Genomic DNA, 20,119 nt, shown 5'->3' with positions numbered 1-20,119 from the left:
TCAGCTCAGATATTGCGCGGTCAGCGCTTCGGAGATCGCGGCCAGCTCGGCACGCAGCTCGCCCAGCCGCTCGGTGGTGGTTTCTTCCGGTGTGGCCACCGCCAGCGCGGTCTGCAACCTCAGGATATGGCGCGAGGCCTCTCCCAGTTGCGGCATCCCCGCCAGCCCGGCCAGCCGGGTCTCTTCCTCGCGCAGACGGTCGAGCTGGAACAGCATCGAGCGCGGGTTGTCGCGGTCGAGCGCCAGCAGGTCGATCACCGTGTCGCGGTTGGTCTCGACCGTATAGCGGCGGCGATGCGTCATCACGCTGTCGCCGATCTCGACCGCCGCGTCGAACCCGCCCGCCGGAACCTCCGGACCGGCGAAGGCGGCCAGCACGGCGGCGATCTGGTCGGCCCGTTCCAGCGCGCGGCCCAGCGTCAGGAAGCGCCAGCCGAGGAAGCGGAACATGTTGTCGTGCACAAGCCCAGAGAACCCGGCGGTCTTGCGCAGCAGCACCCCCATGGCGCGGGCTGCGTCGTCGCCGTGCTGCACCCGCGTCGCCAGATCGTGGGCGGTGGCCGACAGATCGTTGAGCGCGTTCCAGCCATCGGTGGAAAACCGGTCGCGCACCTTGCTCGCGCAGGTGACCGCGGCGTCGAACTGCCCCAGCAGCGCGCCCGGGATCGGCTCTTCGGGGTCGAGCCCGAAATTGTCGAGGAACTGGCCGAGACTATCGACCAGCGGCACGGTGCGGCGGCCATATTCCTCCAGCCGCAGATGATAGGCGCGCAGCACCCGCACGCCGCCTTCGGCGCGCTCCACATAACGGCCGAGCCAGTAGAGATTGTCCGCAGCGCGGGCCGGCAGCAACCCGGGCAGGCGCCGCAGGAACGGGCCTGCCGGTGTCTTGCGCAGCGTGTCCGGCGCGACTGGCTGGTCGGCCATGACCCAGACATCGGCCACGGAACCGCCCGCCTGCATCGCCAGCGCCGTCGGATCCCCCGACCGCCCGATCCGGGCGTAGCCGCCGGGCATCACCGCCCAGCCCTCGGGCGTGCGCGCGGCAAAGACCCGCACCACCATCGGACGCGGCACCAGCTTGCCGTCGATCATCGCCGGCGTGGTCGAGAGCGTCACCGCCTCCTGCCCCACCAGCGAGGCACCCTCGCGCTCGATCCACTCGGCGACGGAGGTGTGGGCGGTGCCGCGGAACTTGCCGCCCAGCGCGGTGGTGGCGTCGATGTCGAAGGGCAGCTTGGTCGATTGCGCCGGTCCGATCATCATCCGTTCGAGATTGTTCAGCACATAGGCGCGTTCGTTGGGCTGGCCGCACCACCAGGTGGCGATATTGGGCAGCCGCAGCGGCGCCCCCATCAGATGCTCGCAGATGCGCGGCAGGAAGGCCATCAGCGCCCGCGCCTCGAGCACCCCGGAACCGAGACAGTTCACCATGTCCATCGCGCCCGCGCGCAGCGCCGAGACCATGCCCGGCGTACCCAGCGCCGAGGTCTCGTCCAGCTCCAGCGGATCGGCAAAGCGCGAATCCAGCCGGCGCCACAGCACGCTGACGGGCTCGGGCCCGTTGATCGTGCGCACCGAGAGCTTGCCGTCCTGCACCTTCAGGTCCTCGCATTCCAGCAGCGAGAACCCGAGGTAACGGGCGATATAGGCGTGTTCGTAATAGGTGTCGGTGTGCTGGCCCGGCGTCAGGATCGCGACCCGCCCCTCGGGGTCGTCGCGCAGACCGTTCATCGCATCGCGGAAGCTGCGGAAGAACCCCGCCAGCCGCTCGACATTGGCCTTGGGGAAGAGATCGTGGAAGACCCGGCTCGAGGCCATGCGGTTTTCCAGCGAGAACCCGGCGCCCGAGGGCGCCTGGGTGCGGTCGCCCAGCACGAACCAGCTCCCATCCGGCGAGCGGCCGATCTCGAAGGCGAGGAAATGCAGGAACTTGCCCGAACGCGGCCGGATATTCACCACCGGGCGCAGCCATTCGGGGTTCTGCGCCACCAGATCGGCAGGCAGAAAGCCGTCGCGCACCAGATTCCCCGGCCCGTAAAGATCGGCCATGACCCGCTCGAGCAGCTCGGCGCGCTGCGCGATGCCGTCGGCCAGCCCCGCCCATTCCGTCTCGCCGATCACCACGGGCACATGGCTCAGAGGCCAGTCGCGCAGGGTCGATCCCGTACCGGTATATTGCCGGAAATACACCCCGGTATCGTGCAGATACTGATCGCCGCGCGCAAAGGCGCGCGCCAGCGTCTCGGCGCTCTGCTCGGAGAGGTAGCGCATCAGCGGTTCCCAGACCGGGCGAAGCGATCCGTCCGGGCGCTTCAGCTCGTCGGCAACCCCCGTGAGCGGGCTGTAACCGGCAAGCAGACGCGAGAGCATATCCGGCGCCATGGTATCGGGCCCATCCTGCACCGGCTCAAAGACCCGGCGCGCGGCGCAGGTCGAGGGTCATCGGAAATTCCGGATGCGGCGTTTCGGGCGCGGGCCAGTAAGATCCCGGGTTGTGCCCCAGCTTCTCGAACCGCGCCAGACGGCGGGCGTCGGCCTCGTTGGTGTTGACCGGGAAGGTGTCGTAGTTGCGCCCGCCCGGATGCGCGACATGATAGGTACAGCCGCCCAGCGCGTGGCCGGTCCAGGTGTCGAAGATGTCGAAGACCAGCGGCGCGTTGACCGGCAGCGTCGGATGCAGCGCGTCGGCGGGCTGCCACGCCTTGAAGCGCACACCGCCCACCTTGACGCCGCTCGCATCGGTCTGCGCCAGCGGCACCGGGCGTTTGTTGCAGGTGACGATATAGCGGTCGGGATCCATGGCGGTGAGCTGGACCTGCATGCGCTCGACCGAGCTGTCGGTGTAGCGCACGGTGCCGCCGATGGCGCCGCGCTCGCCCAGCACATGCCAGGGCTCCAGCGCCTGGTTGAGTTGCAGATGCACGCCCTCGTATTCGACCTCGCCGGCGAAGGGAAAGCGGAATTCCTTCTGCGCCTCGTACCAGTCGGAGCGGAACTCGAACCCGTGGCCGCGCAGGTCGCGCAGCACTTCGAGGAAATCCTGCCAGACGAAATAGGGCAGCATGAAGCGGTCGTGCAGCGCGGTGCCCCAGCGCACCGGACGGCCCTGCACCGGCTCCTTCCAGAACCGCGCCAGCAGCGCCCGGATCAGCACCTGCTGGGCGAGAGACATCTTGGCGTCCGGCGGCATCTCGAAACCGCGGAACTCCACCAGACCCAGACGGCCCGTGGGCCCGTCGGGCGAGAACAGCTTGTCGATGCAGATCTCCGCCCGGTGGGTGTTGCCGGTCACGTCGATCAGCATGTTGCGCAGCAGCCGGTCGGTGAGCCAGGGCTGCGGCGGCTCGCCGTCTTCGGGGCGCGGGAAATGCGACAGCGCGATTTCCAGCTCGTAAAGGCTGTCATGCCGCGCCTCGTCGATCCGGGGCGCCTGGCTGGTCGGGCCAATGAAGAGGCCCGAGAACAGATAGCTGAGCGAGGGGTGCCGCAGCCAGTAAAGGATCATCGAGCGCATGAGGTCGGGGCGCCGCAGGAACGGGCTGTCGAGCACCGTCTCGCCGCCCACCACCACATGGTTGCCGCCGCCGGTGCCGGTATGCTTGCCGTCGATCATGAACTTGTCGGCGCCGAGCCGGCACAGCCGTGCCTCCTCATAGACGCCCTGGGTGATGGCCTTGCAGTCTTCCCAATCATGCGCGGGGTGGATGTTCACCTCGATCACGCCCGGATCGGGCGCGACGCGGATCACGTTCATGCGGCTGTCATGCGGCGGCGTGTAGCCCTCGATATGGATCGGCAGGCCCAGTTCCTCGGCGGTCTCCTCCGCCGTTGCGAGCAGTTCGAGATAATCCTCCAGCTCTTCCACCGGCGGCATGAAGAGGCAGAGCCGGCCGTCGCGCGGCTCGATGGCGATGGCGGTGCGCACCTGCCCGCCTTCCGGGTCCACGCCCTGCTCCATGATCTTCTGACGGCGCCCGGCATCGCGCGCGGCCGAGACCGGCTGATCGCGGCCCTCGGTGACCTCGGGCAGCAGATCGGCCTGTTCCCTGGCGATCCGCGCCTCCTCCTGGGCGATGCGCTCCAGCTCATCCATCAACGCCTTGCGCTTCTCCTCGCGGTCGGCGTGGAAATCGGGCAGCGCCTCGCGCGGGACGGTGGGGTCTGTCGGATAGACATAGGGATAGGCCGAGGGCGCGATATAGGGCAGCGCGCCCAGCGGCAGGCGGAAGCCTACCGGGCTGTCACCGGGAATGAGGAAGAGATGCCCGCGCCGGGTCTTCCAGTGCTCCGAGCGCCAGCGGGTCGAGGGCTGCGCCTTGCTCTGCCAGCGCTGGATCGGCAGCACATAGCCCGCCGGGTTCTCGAGCCCGCGCGAGAAGACGCGGGCGATGCGGGCGCGGGTCTCGGGATCCTTGAGCTTGCTGTCCTCGGGCGTCACGTTGGCGGGCAGATCCGCTTCCTTCATGATCCACTCGACCGGATCCTCGTAGGTCGGATGCACGAAATCGCCGTCGAGCCCGAGATTCTGCGCAAAGCCCGAGAGGAAGCGGTCGGCATCCTCGGCGGTGGCACCCTTGGCGTTTTCCTTGGCCACCAGATCCGAATTCTTCCAGATCGGCTTGCCGTCGCGGCGCCAGTAAAGCGAGAAAGTCCAGCGCGGCAGCGTCTCGCCCGGATACCACTTGCCCTGCCCGTAATGCAGGAACCCGCCCGGCGCGAAACGGTCGCGCAGTCGCCGGATCAGCTCGTCCGCCAGCCCGCGTTTCTGCGGCCCCACGGCGGCGGTGTTCCACTCGGCGCTTTCGAAATCGTCGATCGACACAAAGGTCGGCTCGCCGCCCATGGTCAGCCGCATGTCCTGCGCCTTGATGACCTCGTCCACCTTGTTGCCGAGCGTGTCGAGCGCCTGCCAGGCCTCTTCGGAAAAGGGCTTGGTGATGCGCGGATGCTCGGAAACCCGCGTCACCGACATGTCGAAATTGAAATCGACCTCGGCAAAGCTCGCCATGCCGGTGATCGGCGCAGCGTTGCGGTAATGCGGGGTTGCGGCCAGCGGGATGTGGCTTTCGCCGGTCAGCAGACCAGAGGTCGGGTCGAGCCCGATCCAGCCGGCGCCGGGCAGGAACACCTCGCACCAGGCGTGCAGGTCGGTGAAATCGTGATCGGTGCCCGCCGGCCCGTCGAGCGACACGAGGTCCGGCTTGAGCTGGATGAGATAGCCGGAGGTAAACCGCGCGGCAAAGCCCAGATGCCGCAGGATCTGCACCAGCAGCCAGGAAGTATCCCGGCAGGAACCCCGCACATGCTGGAGCGTCTCCTCCGGGGTCTGCACCCCGGGCTCCATGCGGATCACATAGCCGATATGCTGTTGCAGCTTGGCGTTGAGATCGACTAGGAAATTGACGGTGTTCTCGGCCTTCTTCGGAAGCTGGTCGAGATAGGCTTGCAGCCGCGGCCCGGCGGCTTCGGGCTTGCGGTAGATGTCGAGATCGCTGCGAAATTCCTCGGGGTATTCGAAGGGCCATTTCTGGGCCTCTTCATCGACGAAGAAGTCGAACGGGTTGTAGACCGTCATGTCGGCGACCAGATCGACCTCGATCTTGAACTCGGTCACCGGCTCGGGAAAGACGAACCGCGCCAGCCAGTTGCCATAAGGGTCCTGCTGGTGGTTCACGAAATGCCCCGTGGGGCTGACTTTGAGCGAATGCGAAATCACCCGCGTGCGCGAATGCGGCGCCGGGCGCAGCCGGATGATCTGCGGCGCCAACGAAACCGGGCGGTCGTATTTGTAATGCGTCAGGTGATGAATGCTTGCCGTAATGGCCATGGCTGAGGTCCGCCCGAAATTTCTGCCGATTGCGTTCCAGCCAAAAGAGCCCGTTCCCAAGGTCTTGTAAAGCCTACCGGCACTGCTGACCGCCAAAGCGGTGCGCGGGAACATCACGGTGATGGACCCTTGCGCAAATCTCGATCCGGCCTCGTGGAACGCAACGGGGCGGAGCTTGCCGCCCCGCCCCGCCGCCAGATGCCCGGAAACCGCTGTTCAGAGCGCGCCGGCGGACATTTCGCGCGCGATGAAATCCGCCTGCCGGATCGCCAGCGCCACGATGGTCAGCGTCGGGTTCTCCGCCGCGCCGGTGGTGAACTGCGACCCGTCCGAGACGAAGAGGTTCGGAATGTCATGGGTCCGCCCGTTGCGGTCGACCACCCCGTCGCGCGGATTCTCGGACATCCGGTTGGTGCCGAGGTTGTGCGTCGACGGGTAAGGCGGCGTCGGGAAGGTGCGGGTCGCGCCCACCGCGTCATAGATCGCCTGCCCCTGCTGATAAGCATAGTTGCGCATCGCCACATCGTTGGGGTGATCGTCGTAATGCACATTCGCCGCCGGCAGGCCGTGCTGATCGAGCAGCTCGGTGTTGAGCGTGATCCGGTTGGTCTCCTGCGGCATGTCCTCGCCCACGATCCACATCCCGGCCATGTTCTCGTAACCATCGAGCGCCGAGGTGAATTCGCGCCCCCAGCCGCCGGGATCGAGGAAGGCCGCCGCGAAAGGAAGCCCGACAGACACCGTCTCCAGCTCGAACCCGCCGACAAAGCCGCGCGACGGATCGTGCCGCGCCTCGTCCTGAACGATCCCCGCCATGGTGGTGCCGCGCCACATGCGCACCGGCTTGTCGAACACCGCATAGACCGAACCCGTGGTGTGGCGCATATAGTTCCGCCCCACCTGGCCCGAGCTGTTGGCCAGCCCGTCCGGGAACATCGACGAGGCCGAGTTGAGCAGCAGGCGCGGGCTCTCGATGGAATTGCCCGCGACGCAGACCGCCCGCGCGGCCTGCATCTGCAGATTGCCGTCGGCGTCGAAATATTCCACGCCGGTCACCTTGCCCGCATCGTTGTGCAGGATGCGCGCCGCGTGGCATTTGATGCGCACTTCGAGGTTGCCGGTGGCCTCGCCCTGCTCGATGTCGGTATAGGCCGAGGACCATTTGGCGCCCCATTTGCAGCCCTGGAAACAGAACCCGGTCTGCTGGCACATCATCCGGTCCTGGTTCTCGGTCGAGTTGATCGCCATCCGGCCGGTGTGCACTTCGGTATAGCCAAGCGCCTTGGCCCCGGCCTCCAGAACCTTGAAGTTGTTGTTCCCCGGCAGCCCGGGAAGCCCGTTGGTCCGGGTCACGTTCAGCTTCTTCTCGGCCTTTTCGTACCACGGCGCCATTTCGGCGCTGTCGATCGGCCAGTCGAGCAGATTGGCGCCCTGGATGTTGCCGTAGGTCGTGGCGGTCTTCCACTCGTGGTCCTGGAACCGGAGGCTCGCCCCCGCCCAGTGCACGGTCGAGCCGCCGACGGCCTTGACGATCCAGGTGGGCAGGCCCGGAAAATCGGTGGCCACCCGCCAGTCGCCGCTGGTGCTGCGCGCGTCGGTCCAGGCGAGCTGGCCAAAGCTCTCCCATTCGTCGTTGATGTAATCCTCGGGCAGATAACGCCCGCCCGCTTCCAGCGAGACGACGCTGATGCCTTTCTGGGCCAGCTCGTTGGCCAGAACGCCGCCGCCCGCGCCGGTGCCGATGATGACGACGACACTGTCGTCGCTCAGTTCAAAAGGTGCAGCCATGGATCGTTCCTCCCCTCAGAGCCACGCGATGTCGTCGAAGCCGCGATGGATGTACCCGCCGTGGCTGTAGCTCTCGCCCTCGTATCCGAAGAGCGGCCAGACCGATTTCTGGTTGTAGAGCCCGGTGACGAGCCCGCCCCGGATCTGCTGGAAGAAGGCGTTCTGCTCCATGCCGCGCAGGATATCGACGCGGTCGCGTTCCCATCCGGCATCGAGATAGGATCCAAAGCCCTTGCCCTGGGCTGCGGCGTCCAGCGCCGCGATCCCTGCGGTGATGCCCGGCGCCGCCTCGGCACTGTCATAGCCCTTGACAGCGAGAACGTAGTTTTCGTCGGGGATGCGGTCATGCGGGTAGATGTCCCGCGCCATCTGCACCAGCGTCGCGAAGACGCGGGCGTCCAGATGGGCCGTTTCGGCGGCCCAGGCCGCATCGGGCGCGGCGACAAAGCCGGCCCCCACGACAAAGGACGCGCCCGCCGCGCTGGCGCGCGACAAAAGCTGGCGCCGGGTCAGGCCCCGGCAGCTTGCGGTGGTTTCCATGGTTCTCCTCCCTTGGACAATGACGGCGGGGGCGCCCGACCCCCGCCGGTGCGATCACTTGAAACGGCCGCTCCGTTCCAGCACCTCGATCTCGTACCCGTCCGGGTCCGCGACGAAGAAGAAGCGCCCCACGAGCTTGCCGTCGGGGGCGAAGCTCACGAGCTTGCGGGGGTTCAGCCCCTCGGCTTCGAAACGCGCGTGCTCGGCATCGAGATCGGCAACCGAAACCGCGAAATGCCCGTAGCCGTCGCCACGGTCATAGGGCTCGGCCCGGCCCTTGTTCACGGTCAGCTCGAGCTCGAACCCGGATTCGGAATTGCTGAGATAAATCAGGGTGAAGTCGCTGAAATCGAGACGATCTGCGATCTCCAGCCCAAACGCCTTGCGATAGAAGGCGACGGAGCGGTCCTCGTCGAGAACACGGATCATGCTGTGGATGGCTTTGGCCAAAATATCCCCCAAGAGGTTTGTTCGTGATGATCTCAGCCTAGCCCCGGCGCGCCCGGGCGCGGGTAGTAGGGATATACTACCCCCCCCCCGGGCCGGCTGAGAGTGATGGGCGCGCCGGGCGACGGATCAGAGCAGCGGACGCAGCAGCGGCTGCGCATAGAGCCCCGTCACCAGCCCGAGCCGCAGGCGTTGCAGGAACGGGCTGTCGGGCATCTCGCGCAGGACCGCCGCCCGCCGGTCGGCGGGCATGTCGAGGTAGCGGCCGTAGCCCTGCCCGCGCGCCGCGAGATCCAGCGCCTCGACCCCCGTTCCGACCGCCCCGACCTCGCGCGGGCGGTCGTAGTCGCGCAGCGCGACCGCATAAAATTCGTCGGGCACCGCGTCATGCGGGTAGAGATCGCGGGCCAGCAGGATCAGGCTGGCCATGCATTCCGGCGTCAGATGCGCCAGCTCCATCGCCCAGGACGCCCCCGCCACAAAGCCCGATCCGATCGCCAGCCCGTGGGGCTGCCGCCCCGGCACCGGCGCGCCGCTGAGCGCGCTCGCTTGCTGATGTTTCATCGCCTCCTCCCTCTGTCTTCGTTGCCGGGGCGGTATCCCGCCCCGGCCCGGGCCTGCTCTGCACTTACGGAACGATCACGCCGCGCCCGGTGAAGCGGCGATTCTTGAAGTCGTCGATGGCCTGGTTGATGTTGGCGAGCTTGTACTCGGTCTGGTGCATCTTCACCTTGCCGTCGGCGTTCAGCTCCATCAGCTCCACCAGTTCGATGTAATCGCCCACGAGGCTGCCGCCGATCTTGATCTCGCTGGCCACCAGATCCAGCGTCGGGATCTCGATCTTGCCGCCATAGCCCACCATGATCAGCTCGCCGCCCTGGCGCAGCAGCTTCCAGCAGATGTTCTCAACCCCCAGCTCGCCGACGAAGTCGATGACCACATGGGCGCCGCCGCCGGTGATGTCCTTGACCTGCTCGATCAGATCCGGCCCGCCGTCGAGCACCACATCCGCGCCCAGCTCCTTGGCCAGCACCTGCGCCGCCGGTTCGCGATCCACCGCGATGACCCGCCCGCCGCTGATATGCTTGAGGCATTGCAGCGCGATATGGCCCAGCCCCCCGATCCCCAGCAGCACCGTCCAGGCGCCGGGATACGAGATCTTCGCGGCCTTCTTGGCAGCCCGGTAGGCGGTGATGCCCGCATCGGCCATCGGCGCCACATCCAGCGGCATGATGCCGGTGTTGAGCTTGATCACCGAGCTTTCGGAGGTCTTGAAATACTCCGCAAACCCGCCGTCGAGCCCCAGCCCCGGGAACAGCCCGTGGTCGCAATACATGTCATGGCCGTAGCGGCAGTTGAGGCAGATGCCGCAGCTCCGGTGCGGATGGCAGATCACCGCGTCGCCGGGTTTCACCGAGGTCACGGCGCTGCCGACATCCTCGACCCAGCCGGCGTTCTCGTGGCCCATGATATAGGGCAGCAGCGAGCCATTGGCGTCCATGATGTCTTTCCAGACGCCTTCGATGATGTGCAGGTCGGTGCGGCAGAGCCCTGCCGCGCCGACCTTGACGACCACCTCGTTCGGGCCTGTGATCGTAGGAGGAGCGACGTCTTCGATCTTCAGCTCGACATTCATCGCGGGGTCGTATTCGTAAAGTCTCGCAGCTTTCATCTGCGGCCTCCTTTCTCGGAAGAAGAGCCGCGCGCCCTCCCCGGCGCGCGGCGGCGACAGGGGTCAGGGACGGCCGAGCAGTTCGGCACCGCCACCACGGGCCGGGCCTTCGGTCGGATCGGCCTCGCCCTCGTCGAGATCACCCACCAGGGTCTCGGTGGTCAGGATCAGCGTGGCGACCGAAGCCGCGTTGACCAGCGCCGAAGCCGGCACGCGCGCCGGGTCGATGATGCCGGCGGCGAACATGTCGCCATAGGCGCCCGTCGCCGCGTCATAGCCATGCCCCGCGGCGCTCGAGGTCACCGCCTCGACCACCTGTTCCGCATCGGCGCCCGCGTTGGCGGAAAGCCGGCGCAGCGGCTGGGTCAGCACCGAGCGCACGAGGTCGATCCCCTTGCCGATGTCGCCGATGGCCGAGAGGTTCTCAAGCACCGGCGCGGCCTGTGCCAGCGCCGTGCCGCCCCCCGCGACAACCCCGTCCTCGGCCGCAGCCCGCACGGCGCAGAGCGCATCCTCGATAAGCTGGATCTTGCGCTTCTGCTCCACCGGAGTGAAGCCACCGGCATAGATGATCGCGCTGCCGCCCGAGAGTTTGGCCAGCCGCTCGCGCAGCTTGTCCTGCTCGATGTTCGGCGGCGCCACATCGTACATGCGCTGCACCTGGTTGCGGCGGGCGCTGACGGCCTCCGGCGCGCCTTCGCCACGCAGCACACTGGTCGCAGAGGCGGTCGCGCGGACCATCTCGGCGCCGCCGAGCTGCTCGCGGGTCACGTTCTCGATCTTCTTGCCGAGATCGCGGGCCAGCACCTCGCCGCCGGTGATGATCGCCAGATCGTCCATCATCGCCGTGCGCCAGTGGCCGTATTCCGGCGGGTGCACGATCAGGAACTTGCCCGCGCCGCCGTTCTCCAGCAGGCGGATAACCACCTCGGGCGCGATCTCCTCGGCGATGATCAGCAGCGGCCGCCCCTCGCCCTCGGCGATCGAGATCGCCTTGTCGAGCACCGACGGTTGCAGGATCTTCTGATCCGTCATCAGGATGAGCGGATGACGCAGCACCGCCTCCATATGCTCGCGGTCGGTGACCATGTGATGCGAGATATAGCCGCGTTCGAAGGACATGCCCTCCATCACGTCCATGGTCGTCTCGATGGTGACCCCGAAATCGGCGGTGATGACGCCTTCCCGGCCCACCCGGCGATAGGCTTCGGCCACCAGATCGCCCAGTTCCGGATCGGTCGCCGAGACCCGCGCCACCGCTTCGAGATATTCCGGATGCGCATCGCAATCGCGCGAGCTTTCGTCGATGGCGTTGATGATGCGTTCCACCGCCATGTCGATGCCCTTGCACAGATCGACCGGCTTCACGCCATTGTCGGTCAGCGCCACGCCGCGCTGGATCAGCGCGTTGGCCAGCACGATGGCCGTGGTGGTGCCGTCGCCGGCGACCTCGTTGGTCTGCATCGAGACCTCGCGGACGACCTGCGCCCCCATGTTCTCGAAGCGGTCGGTCAGCTCGATTTCGGACGCGATGCTCACCCCGTCGCGGGTGATGAGCGGCGTGCCCACCGGGCGGTCCACCATCGCGTTGAGCCCCTTGGGCCCCAGCGTGGGTTCCACCGCCGCCGCCAGCCGCGCAACCCCGCGCGCCAGCGCCTTGCGGGCGAATTTACCGTGTACAAGCAGTTTGGCCATGTCTTCCTCCTTCGCCGAAGGGGTATCCCCCGGCGTCCTCCCAAAAGTGTTTTTCCGTTCGTTACTTGCGCGCGACCGCGTCTTCGCGCGGCGGCACCCGTCCCATCATGAAATCCACGAGCGTGGGTCCGTCCTCTCCGAACTCCACCTCCTTGTAGCGGGTCTGTGCCAGTCCCCGGCACATCGCCCCGTTGAATTCCATGTTGATCCTCAGGTTTCTCTGGCGGGCCAGATGCCCGTCCAGAGCCTCGGCGGCGATGGGCTGCTTGTCCCAAGTCGGAAACGCCAGATCCTCCGGGGTTTCCGCCAAACCTTGGGTGAGAAGCAGATCGCGATACCGGGGCTTCTGCCAGATCTCGTCCTCGTCTCCGAACACGATGCGGTCGAAGGCACCGAGACGCATCGTCACGATCTCCTCCGCCGTCAGGCCGCGTTTCCGGAGCCCGAGAAGCATGACCTCCTGACGCCGGTCGAAGGCCTTGGCGATGAAGGTCTCGACGACCTCCTCCAGATCGGCGCCGTTGCAATATTCCGCAAAGACATCGCTGAAGGCCCGGCCGCTGTTCACGCCCGCATTCACCTGATCGCCGAAGCAATGGTCGTTGAGCCAAACCTGCGCCTCGCGCACCCAGGACAGCGCACCGATCTCGCGGCGGATGCCGAAGGCCATGAGAAACGCGAAATTCGGCGAGCACCAGTAGGTGGGAAGCCGAAACTCGACTTCCACCCGACGGGCGTCGATGACCTCCACGCGCTCGACGAAGCCCATATCGGTGATGGGTTCGTCGAGCTCCGGGTCGGTCACCATCTCGAGGCATTCCCAGACTTCCGTCTCGAGATCCGCCTTGATGATGTCCGTCAGCATGACCTTACTCCGCCGCGATCTGAACCGGGGCGCCGGCAAGCTGCTTTTTCTTGGCCTCCACGTCGATGCCGTAGAGCTTGGCGGCGTTCAGACCGAGGATCTTTTCCTTGGCCTCGTCGTCCAGCACCACGCCGCGGCCCGCGACCACCTCTTCCGGCAGTTCGAAGTTCCACAGCCGCTCGACCAGCCATTGCGGCGTCCAGATGCCGTAATCCGAGCCGAAGAGGATCTTGTCCGGTCCGATCCAGAACAGCAGCTCGGTCATGATCTCGGCGAAGTGACGCGGGCGGTTGTAGATCAGCGGCAGCGCCACGGCGAGCCCGCCATAGACATTGGATTCCTGCGTCGCGATCCAGGTGAAATCGTCGAGACGCGGCAGGCCGCAATGCTCCACGATCCAGTTGAGGTTCTGGAAATCGGTCGCCGCGTCGTCCACGTCGGTGACGTCGAAGGCGTCGAGGCTGAGCGGCTTGATGGTCGGGCCCTTGTGAACGTGGATGTTCCGGATCCCGAGCTTGTCGCAAAGCTCGAAGCATTTGTAGGCATCCGGGTCGTTCAGCCGCCAGCCCTTGGAAGCGCCGTTCCATTCGGCCGTGTACATCTTCACGCCCTGAATATCGAACTCTTCCTTCATGTAGTGGATGTATTCCAGCGCCTTCTCGCCGTCGCGCGGATCGAAGGTGCCGTTGACGATGAAGCGTTCGGGATGCCGCGCCGCCATGGCCGAGCTGCGCTCGATCGAGGAAAAGCCGTTCTTGTAGAAATCCGACAGATAGGTCGACTGGATGATCGCCATATCGTCCGGCCCGTCGATGAACAGGTCGCGATAGATGTCGTCCTCGGTGTATTTCTCGAACTTTTCCTTGGGCCAGAGCACCTCTTTCGGGCTGAAGCCGGTGTGATAGGCGTAGAAGCAGTCGATGAACTGCTTGCCGTGGATATTGGCCTGGTTCTCGGGGCTGCCGTCCCAGAAATGGGTATGGCCGTCGAGAACGAAGATCTCCTTGCCGTCCGGTGTCTTGTACATGGTGTCCTCCCTGATGTCGCTGTCGGTATGGCTTTGTGGAAGCTCCGGGGCCGCCAAGACGGCCCCGGCAAGATCGGGGGGAGCCGATCAGATGTATTCCATGACCTCGTCCATGTCCCCGAAGAGGATCACGGTGTTGTCGTCGATGCGGACCATCCGCCCGTAATGGGTGGAGGTGTTCACCTCGAAGATCTCGGCGGTCATCTCGCGGCCCAGGAACTCAGTGATCTCGTCCATCTTGAAGATCAGCTTGCCCTCGCCGTCGATGCGGATGGTCGCCGGGTTGTAGGTGACCGTCACATTGGGGTTGTTCTCTTCCATGAACTCGGCGATGGCGCGGGCCTCGACGCTGTCGTTCATGGTGACCCCGCATTCGTGCGAGATTTCACGGCTGCTGAGGTCGATGTCCTTCATCGACTTGAAGATGTTCTTCTTCGAGGCGTCGCGTGCGGCTGTTGACATGATCTGTCTCCTCTTCCCTGTCGTTAGCGGCTGAGGCCGAGTTCGCCGAGGATCTGGCCGATGCGCTCGTGCGACACCGCCTTCACATCCTCGAAGGAGACCGGCTTGGAATGGGGCTGCGACCAGATCGGTTGCAGCGCGGCGGCGGCCTTGTCGGCCAGATCGCCATGCTTCTTGACCCAGGCCTGGAACAGCGCCTTGTTCTGGGCGCCATAGGTCTCGTCATTGGCCAGCAGGTAGATCAGGTCGATCGTGTTCGCGAGATTGCGCTCGTAATCGGCCTCGGCCGCCGAGATCACCGGGGGCGTGATGAAATCGTTGTTCGCCGCCGCCGCCTGCATGAAGAAGCCCGAACGGATCAGCTCGCCCACCAGCGGTTCGAAGATGATGTTGATGGCGAAATACTGCTCGAGATAATCCTCGCAGCCCATGATCGTCTCGATGGCCTCGCGGCAGGGTTGCCAGATCGGATCTTCCAGCCAGGTCTTCTTGCCGAGCTCGTCGTCCCAGCCCTCGATATCCATGCCGATCTCGGCGAGATAGAGTGTGATGTCCTGCGCCAGCCGCATCTTGTAGGACGAGTTGGTCAGCGTGGCGTTGTTGATCATCTGGGTGTAGCCATAGCGCTGCGCCTGCATGAGCGAGGTGCCAAGGCCGAATTCCGCGTGTTTCCACGCACCCAGATGCTTTTGCAGGATCTTCGCCCAGTTGGCATCGAACGCCGCCGGCGCGCCGGCCTTGCGGGCATTGGCGATGACCGCCTGCACCATGGTCTCGATGCGCGACTGACGCTGGTAATGGGTGCGTTCCCATTCCTGGTCCGGCGCGCGGAAGGCGTGCCAGTTCGACGATTGCGCGTGGGTGTTGTCCTTCTTGTAGGCGCCGCCGCCCTTGCCGCCCTCGAACTCGATGATCCAGTTCTGGATCAGGTAGCGCTCGGGATCGGGCTGCACATCGACGGTGACGTCCTCGTAATGGGTCGCCCGCTTACCGCGCGGCTCGAAGTAGTTGTACTTGCGGCTTTTGGAGCCGACGAAGGTGGCGGAGCCCGCCGCCCCGGATCCGACCGAGCTTGATGTTGCTACCATGGTAGCCTCCCTTTTCTCTTGGTTTTCACGTCACTTGCGTTCGGGCCGGTCTCAGTGGCCCGAAGAACCGGAAGTGGGGGTGAATCTGTCGTAGAAGATGCGATCCGTGTCGAAATCGTGCATGAAGAGCACCGGGGTCAGCGCGTCGATCATCGGCGGCGGGCCACAGGCATAGACATCGCCCTCGCCGTCGATCCCAAGCGCCTTGAGGGTCCGGTCCACGCATTCATGCACAAAGCCGCGCTCGCCCGTCCAGCCGTTGGCCTCGTCCTCGTGGCTGAGCACAGGGATGAACTGCACATTCGGATGCGCCTCGGTCACGGCCCCGATGTCGTCGAGCTTGAACAGGTCGTCCTGAGTGCGCGCGCCGTAGAAGAAATAGATCGGACGGTCCTCGCCGCAGGTCACCTGATCGTTGAGGATCGACCAGACCGGCGACATGCCCGACCCGGCGCCCACGAGGATCACGGGTCCTTCGCGTTCTTCCCGGCGGAAGCACATTCCGTAGGGTCCTTCGACAGAGACCTCTGCTCCGGCTCGGATTCCGCCGTCGTCGAGCTCGTTCGAGAATCGTCCGTCGGGGTATTTCTTGATGATGAAGGAGAGTTTCTGGGTTTCGCTCGGCGGATTTGCCATGGAGAACGAGCGTGTAATCTCCTCCCCTTTTTCCGTCCTGACTGTGATGTCGACATATTGGCCCGCCCAGAATTTCAAAGGCGCATCCAGTTCGATCTGCACGCCCCGGATGTCGTGGGTCAGCTTCTGGAAATCGACGATCTTGCCGGAATATTGCTTTACCGGAATGGACTTGGAGAGCACCTCCTCGTCGTAGTTCAGAAGTTCGATCTCGATGTCGCTGTAGGCCAGCGTGCGGCACATCAGGACGTGACCGCTATCCTTCTCGCTGTCGTTCAGCGCGAAGGTGGAATATTTCAGCATTTCGGATTCGCCGTCGAGCTGCACGCATTTGCAGGCAGAGCATTGCCCCTCCTTGCAACCGTGTGGCAGCGCGATGCCCTGCCGGAATGCGGCGTCGAGAATGGTTTCCCCTTCTTCGACTTCGAATTCCACGCCCACGGGCTCCAATCGGACGGTATGGATGTCCGCCATTTTTATCTTCTCCCTGGTGTCCGCGCCTCTCCCCGGCGCGGGTCGCGTGGGGAGGCCGGCAGCCGGCCTCCCCCGAGTTTCAGTTGCAAGGATTGATGGTGAAGCCCTTGCGGTACTCGGCGATATGCGCCTCGCGGTCTGCCGGCGACATGGCGCGCAGAGCGTTGAGCGGCGAGGCCAGCGTATGGCCGCGGACGTGCTCGAGCTTCCACATGTCCTTGTCGTCGAAGCGCAGGTGCGGCTGCGGCACGAGGGTCTGACCGTCCTCGCGGACGAAGTTCAGATCGACGATCGCGTCGGCCAGATCCCAGCCGTCATAGACCGTTTCCCATTCGCGCTTGCCCGAGAACTTGCCCATCGCCGGCGTCGGACGGCCCTGGTACTCGTCGGCGAATGCCTCGACGGCGGTCCAGCGGTCCAGCTCATGCGCGAAGGTGTGCAGCTTGCCGTCGATCTCATCGACCACCATGTCCTCGCGGATGAGGCAGGGCACCAGGCACGACCAGCAGCGGTGCGGGTAGACGTAGCCAACCTCTTCGTTGAACACGAGCACCTTCTCGCCCGGGCGCGACAGCTTGTCGTACCACTTCCAGAACTCGCCGAACTCGGCGTACCAGCCCGGATACTTGTGCTCGAACCACTCGAAGTCCTTCTCGGTCTGAGCCTCGATCCGCCAGAAGTTCACCGGCCAGCCGACCGCGAAGAACTGGGCGACCTTGTGGACGTAGTTCTTTTCGGTGATCCGCTTCCAGGCTTCCTGGACGTCGTCGTGATGCACCTTCACGCCGTATTTCTCGAGCGGCAGCATGTAGGTCCGGTAGTAGTCTTCAAAGATCCAGCGGTGCCACATCTCCGCATAGGATTCCTTGTCCTTGTCGCGGTTGGTGGTGCCGTATTCGATGAAGGTGCCGATGGCGGCATCGACGATGGCGTGGTTCTGCCAGAAGGCGTAGCGCAGGTCACGCTCCAGAAGCAGGTGGTTCTCCGGCTCCTTCAGCGCGGCCATCAGCATCGAGTGGCCGTTGCCGATATGGCGGCTTTCGTCCGACTGCACCGACAGGAACACCGTGGGCAGCGCGTAGTCGCCGTTGCGGGCGGCTTCCGACGGCATGGCCACGAAGAGCGTGTTGGTGAAGGCGGTCTCGGCAACCACCGTCAGGTACATGCAGGCCGAGGTCATCACGTCACCGGTGATGAAGCCCTCGCCGAACTGACGGCCGATGGTGGTGGCGTAGCACTTGCCGAAGGCTTCTTCGGTGATGTCGAAGCCCGCCGGGTCGATATAGTTCTCCATGTACCACTTCTTCAGGTTCATCTGAATGGTGGAGTGGCGGAACTCGTCAACCATCTGCATGGTGAAGCCGGTGCGCAGGTCTTCGCCGGGAGCAAGGCGGGCGACCATGGCCATCGACCGGGCAGCCGAGATCTCGGGGAACGGGATGATCGCCAGGAAGAGCTTCATCCATTCCACCCAGCGCGGTTCCACGTTGCGGAACATGTCGCCGCGCAGCGCCGCGTCGAGCGCACCGTAGACCCGGTTGTCCTTTTCTTCCTGCATCGGGAAGTAGGAGCGCAGAACCTGCTTCATCGGATCGCGCGGGGCCTTGGTGATCTTGTAGTCCGTGGGGAAGGTGCTTGCTTCCTGGACAAAGGTGGGGTTCCAACCGAGATCCGAGATCTTCTTGGTGGCCTCCCCGACCGAAATGCCACGCTGAGACGTGATCTTGTTCAACGTCAAAGTCATGCCATGAGCCTCCTTTCAAGCTCGGCGACCGGGGGTCCCGGCCGCAGGGTCTGGCGGCATGTGCCGCCGTTTGATGGCCCGGCAACCGGAATGGTCGCGGGCGTCGGTCACGGCAAAGGTTGCAGAGCCCCGCGCGTCACGGGCGGTCGTTGGGGGGACCTGAGAGACCGGAATGGGGACCGGTCCTGTGTCCGTGACGCGCTGCGGCATCTTCTCCTTCGTTCTTGGGACATCCCGTTTGCGGGCTGTTCGTCTTGTGCCAAACGAATAGGCACGCGCTGTTCCAGAACGGAGGAAATCGCGCCGTTTTGCGGCGGACCCGGCGCAATCCGCTGAAAAACCTTCATTCTTTTTTAACTTTTTTTCGACGCTGCAATCGCCGGCCTGTTAGCGCCCACTGTGGCAGCCTGTCGCAGCGTTACGAAGCGTTACACCGCCCGTGAAACCGTTGCGCCGGGCATTACAGATGGACAGCGCGCAATGTTACACCGGGCGCTGTCCCGGACACGCTGCATCGCAGAAAAACTGTGGAAAATCAGGCGCGTCTGCGCCGCAGCGCAGCAGGAGCAAAGCCCGCCTGCTGCCGGTATTTGGCCACCATGCGGCGCGAGACGGTGATGCCCTCGGAGAGTAGGATCTCGGCCAGCCGCGCATCGGAAAGCGGCGCGGCGGAATCCTCGGCGCCCAGATGCGCGCGCAGCCTTGCCACGACCTGCGCCCGGGAATGCGCGCCGGTGCCTTTCGAGGCCGCCCCCGCACACAACATGCGCGCGGCGATCATCCCCTGCGGCGTTTCGAGAAGGTAACCGTTCAGCACCCGGCTCACGGTGCTGGCATGGAATCCGGTCGCCTCGGCCAGCGCCGCCATGGTGAGTGGTGCCAGCGCCTCGGCGCCATGATCGAAATAGCCCTGCTGCCGGGCAACCAGCGCGCGCAGCACCTGCCGCATCGCCGAGACCCGCAGCGCCAGCGCCTGTTTCAGCATCCGCGCCTGGCGCTGCGCCTCGGCCAAATCCTGCGTCTGCCCCCGGCCTGGCAGCGGCACCACGGCCAGCGCCGGTTGCGCCTCGCGCAAAAGCCGGACCTCCCAGCCCTGCGCGCCGCGCTCGACCACCGCGTCGGGCTCGCGCCCCAGCGTCGGGTCGGTCACGAACCGCGCGCCGGGCTTGGGATCGAGCCCGCGCAGCCGCGCGAGCCCCGCGCGCACGGCCTCGGGCGCCAGCCCCGCCGCGCGGGCAAGATCGGCAGGCGTTCCGCGTTCCAGAACCCCGAGATGCGGCAGCAGAGCCTCGAGATCGGGAGTCAGGGCCTCCTGCTCCTCGAGCTGGAGGCGCAGACATTCGGCAAGATCGCGGGCGAACAGCCCCGCCGGCGTGACCCGCCGCTGCACTTCTGCCAGCACCTGCGCCAGAACCGGCACGCCGATGCCGATCCGCTGCGCGATCTGCGCAAGATCGCCGCCGAACCAGCCGCTCGGTTCCAGCTCTTCCATCAGCGCGGTGACCGCCCGCGCCAGCAGCCCGCCTTTCGACAGCAGCCCCGACAGCTCGCCCGACACATGGGCATAGAGGCTGGAGGCCTCGGCCTCCGCCACCGCTTCGAGCACATCGGTGGCCGCGTTGCCGATGAACAGCCGCCGCGGCCGGGCGACCCGCAGCAGCGGATTGCGCGCGGCGGTTTCCTGCAGGAAATCCGTCAGCTCCGCCGTCGACATGCGCAGCAGGGTCATCGAGTGCTGAAGCACGAAACTCTGCCGCTGCGCGGTGACAAGACCGATGCCCGGGGTCATGCCGCCGCCCCTCCAAGCCGGCGCGATCTGAACGATCGGACGCATTTGGGATGAAAAATTGC

15 protein-coding genes are annotated in these 20,119 nt (G+C 65.4%); all 15 read right to left on the bottom strand.

All coding sequences use genetic code 11. The annotated features are described in order from the left end of the window. The 15 genes from M4578_RS21120 to M4578_RS21050 all read right to left on the bottom strand — a co-directional run bounded on the left by M4578_RS21120 (position 1) and on the right by M4578_RS21050 (position 20,057). Positions 1 to 2,385: a circularly permuted type 2 ATP-grasp protein gene (locus tag M4578_RS21120; RefSeq protein WP_258095212.1), complete on the bottom strand. Its 2,385-nt coding sequence runs from the start codon at positions 2,383 to 2,385 to the stop codon at positions 1 to 3. Between the two features lie 25 nt (positions 2,386 to 2,410). Further along, positions 2,411 to 5,830, bottom strand: a complete 3,420-nt coding sequence (locus M4578_RS21115; RefSeq protein ID WP_258095211.1) for a transglutaminase family protein — start codon at positions 5,828 to 5,830, stop codon at positions 2,411 to 2,413. Between the two features lie 216 nt (positions 5,831 to 6,046). Further along, the gene (locus M4578_RS21110) at positions 6,047 to 7,618 is read right to left on the bottom strand and encodes a GMC family oxidoreductase (protein ID WP_258095210.1); all 1,572 of its coding nucleotides are present in this window, start codon (positions 7,616 to 7,618) and stop codon (positions 6,047 to 6,049) included. A gap of 15 nt (positions 7,619 to 7,633) precedes the next feature. After that, complete coding sequence (locus M4578_RS21105; RefSeq protein WP_258095209.1) at positions 7,634 to 8,158, bottom strand: Twin-arginine translocation pathway signal; 525 nt, start codon at positions 8,156 to 8,158, stop codon at positions 7,634 to 7,636. 54 nt (positions 8,159 to 8,212) lie between these two features. Continuing rightward, complete coding sequence (locus M4578_RS21100) at positions 8,213 to 8,620, bottom strand: VOC family protein (protein WP_258095208.1); 408 nt, start codon at positions 8,618 to 8,620, stop codon at positions 8,213 to 8,215. A 114-nt stretch (positions 8,621 to 8,734) separates the two neighbouring features. After that, positions 8,735 to 9,169 carry a Twin-arginine translocation pathway signal gene (locus M4578_RS21095; protein ID WP_258095207.1) on the bottom strand — a complete coding sequence of 145 codons (435 nt, stop codon included), beginning with the start codon at positions 9,167 to 9,169 and terminating at the stop codon, positions 8,735 to 8,737. A gap of 64 nt (positions 9,170 to 9,233) precedes the next feature. Next, entirely contained in the window at positions 9,234 to 10,277 is a 1,044-nt protein-coding gene (locus M4578_RS21090; RefSeq protein ID WP_258095206.1) for an NAD(P)-dependent alcohol dehydrogenase, read from the bottom strand. A 63-nt stretch (positions 10,278 to 10,340) separates the two neighbouring features. Further along, positions 10,341 to 11,972 (bottom strand): molecular chaperone GroEL, encoded by a 1,632-nt coding sequence (gene groEL / locus M4578_RS21085; protein ID WP_258095205.1) that lies wholly within the window; start codon positions 11,970 to 11,972, stop codon positions 10,341 to 10,343. A 61-nt stretch (positions 11,973 to 12,033) separates the two neighbouring features. Beyond that, positions 12,034 to 12,837, bottom strand: a complete 804-nt coding sequence (locus tag M4578_RS21080; protein WP_258095204.1) for an iron-sulfur cluster assembly protein — start codon at positions 12,835 to 12,837, stop codon at positions 12,034 to 12,036. Between the two features lie 4 nt (positions 12,838 to 12,841). Next, complete coding sequence (locus tag M4578_RS21075; protein WP_258095203.1) at positions 12,842 to 13,864, bottom strand: amidohydrolase family protein; 1,023 nt, start codon at positions 13,862 to 13,864, stop codon at positions 12,842 to 12,844. A gap of 87 nt (positions 13,865 to 13,951) precedes the next feature. Then, positions 13,952 to 14,326: an MmoB/DmpM family protein gene (locus tag M4578_RS21070; protein WP_258095202.1), complete on the bottom strand. Its 375-nt coding sequence runs from the start codon at positions 14,324 to 14,326 to the stop codon at positions 13,952 to 13,954. A gap of 23 nt (positions 14,327 to 14,349) precedes the next feature. Then, entirely contained in the window at positions 14,350 to 15,414 is a 1,065-nt protein-coding gene (locus tag M4578_RS21065) for an aromatic/alkene monooxygenase hydroxylase subunit beta (protein ID WP_258095201.1), read from the bottom strand. Positions 15,415 to 15,465: 51 nt separating this feature from the next. Then, positions 15,466 to 16,524 (bottom strand): 2Fe-2S iron-sulfur cluster-binding protein, encoded by a 1,059-nt coding sequence (locus tag M4578_RS21060; protein WP_258095200.1) that lies wholly within the window; start codon positions 16,522 to 16,524, stop codon positions 15,466 to 15,468. 79 nt (positions 16,525 to 16,603) lie between these two features. Then, the gene (locus M4578_RS21055; RefSeq protein WP_258095199.1) at positions 16,604 to 18,268 is read right to left on the bottom strand and encodes an aromatic/alkene/methane monooxygenase hydroxylase/oxygenase subunit alpha; all 1,665 of its coding nucleotides are present in this window, start codon (positions 18,266 to 18,268) and stop codon (positions 16,604 to 16,606) included. Between the two features lie 535 nt (positions 18,269 to 18,803). Further along, positions 18,804 to 20,057 carry an RNA polymerase factor sigma-54 gene (locus tag M4578_RS21050; RefSeq protein WP_258095198.1) on the bottom strand — a complete coding sequence of 418 codons (1,254 nt, stop codon included), beginning with the start codon at positions 20,055 to 20,057 and terminating at the stop codon, positions 18,804 to 18,806. Between the last annotated feature and the right edge of the window lie 62 nt (positions 20,058 to 20,119).

This window comes from Salipiger pentaromativorans, assembly GCF_024721115.1.
In the GTDB taxonomy this organism is placed as follows: domain Bacteria; phylum Pseudomonadota; class Alphaproteobacteria; order Rhodobacterales; family Rhodobacteraceae; genus Salipiger; species Salipiger pentaromativorans.
Note: the sequence above shows the minus strand (reverse complement) of the source record. Positions and strands in the feature narration are given on the sequence as shown.

Excerpts from the sequence above, each read along its gene's own strand:
- M4578_RS21065 (WP_258095201.1), bottom strand. The coding sequence starts at position 15,414 with ATGGTAGCAACATCAAGCTCGGTCGGATCCGGGGCGGCGGGCTCCGCC.
- groEL (WP_258095205.1), bottom strand. The coding sequence starts at position 11,972 with ATGGCCAAACTGCTTGTACACGGTAAATTCGCCCGCAAGGCGCTGGCG.
- M4578_RS21070 (WP_258095202.1), bottom strand. The coding sequence starts at position 14,326 with ATGTCAACAGCCGCACGCGACGCCTCGAAGAAGAACATCTTCAAGTCG.
- M4578_RS21055 (WP_258095199.1), bottom strand. The coding sequence starts at position 18,268 with ATGACTTTGACGTTGAACAAGATCACGTCTCAGCGTGGCATTTCGGTC.
- M4578_RS21110 (WP_258095210.1), bottom strand. The coding sequence starts at position 7,618 with ATGGCTGCACCTTTTGAACTGAGCGACGACAGTGTCGTCGTCATCATC.
- M4578_RS21120 (WP_258095212.1), bottom strand. The coding sequence starts at position 2,385 with ATGGCGCCGGATATGCTCTCGCGTCTGCTTGCCGGTTACAGCCCGCTC.
- M4578_RS21080 (WP_258095204.1), bottom strand. The coding sequence starts at position 12,837 with ATGCTGACGGACATCATCAAGGCGGATCTCGAGACGGAAGTCTGGGAA.
- M4578_RS21105 (WP_258095209.1), bottom strand. The coding sequence starts at position 8,158 with ATGGAAACCACCGCAAGCTGCCGGGGCCTGACCCGGCGCCAGCTTTTG.
- M4578_RS21075 (WP_258095203.1), bottom strand. The coding sequence starts at position 13,864 with ATGTACAAGACACCGGACGGCAAGGAGATCTTCGTTCTCGACGGCCAT.
- M4578_RS21095 (WP_258095207.1), bottom strand. The coding sequence starts at position 9,169 with ATGAAACATCAGCAAGCGAGCGCGCTCAGCGGCGCGCCGGTGCCGGGG.
- M4578_RS21090 (WP_258095206.1), bottom strand. The coding sequence starts at position 10,277 with ATGAAAGCTGCGAGACTTTACGAATACGACCCCGCGATGAATGTCGAG.
- M4578_RS21115 (WP_258095211.1), bottom strand. The coding sequence starts at position 5,830 with ATGGCCATTACGGCAAGCATTCATCACCTGACGCATTACAAATACGAC.
- M4578_RS21060 (WP_258095200.1), bottom strand. The coding sequence starts at position 16,524 with ATGGCGGACATCCATACCGTCCGATTGGAGCCCGTGGGCGTGGAATTC.
- M4578_RS21050 (WP_258095198.1), bottom strand. The coding sequence starts at position 20,057 with ATGACCCCGGGCATCGGTCTTGTCACCGCGCAGCGGCAGAGTTTCGTG.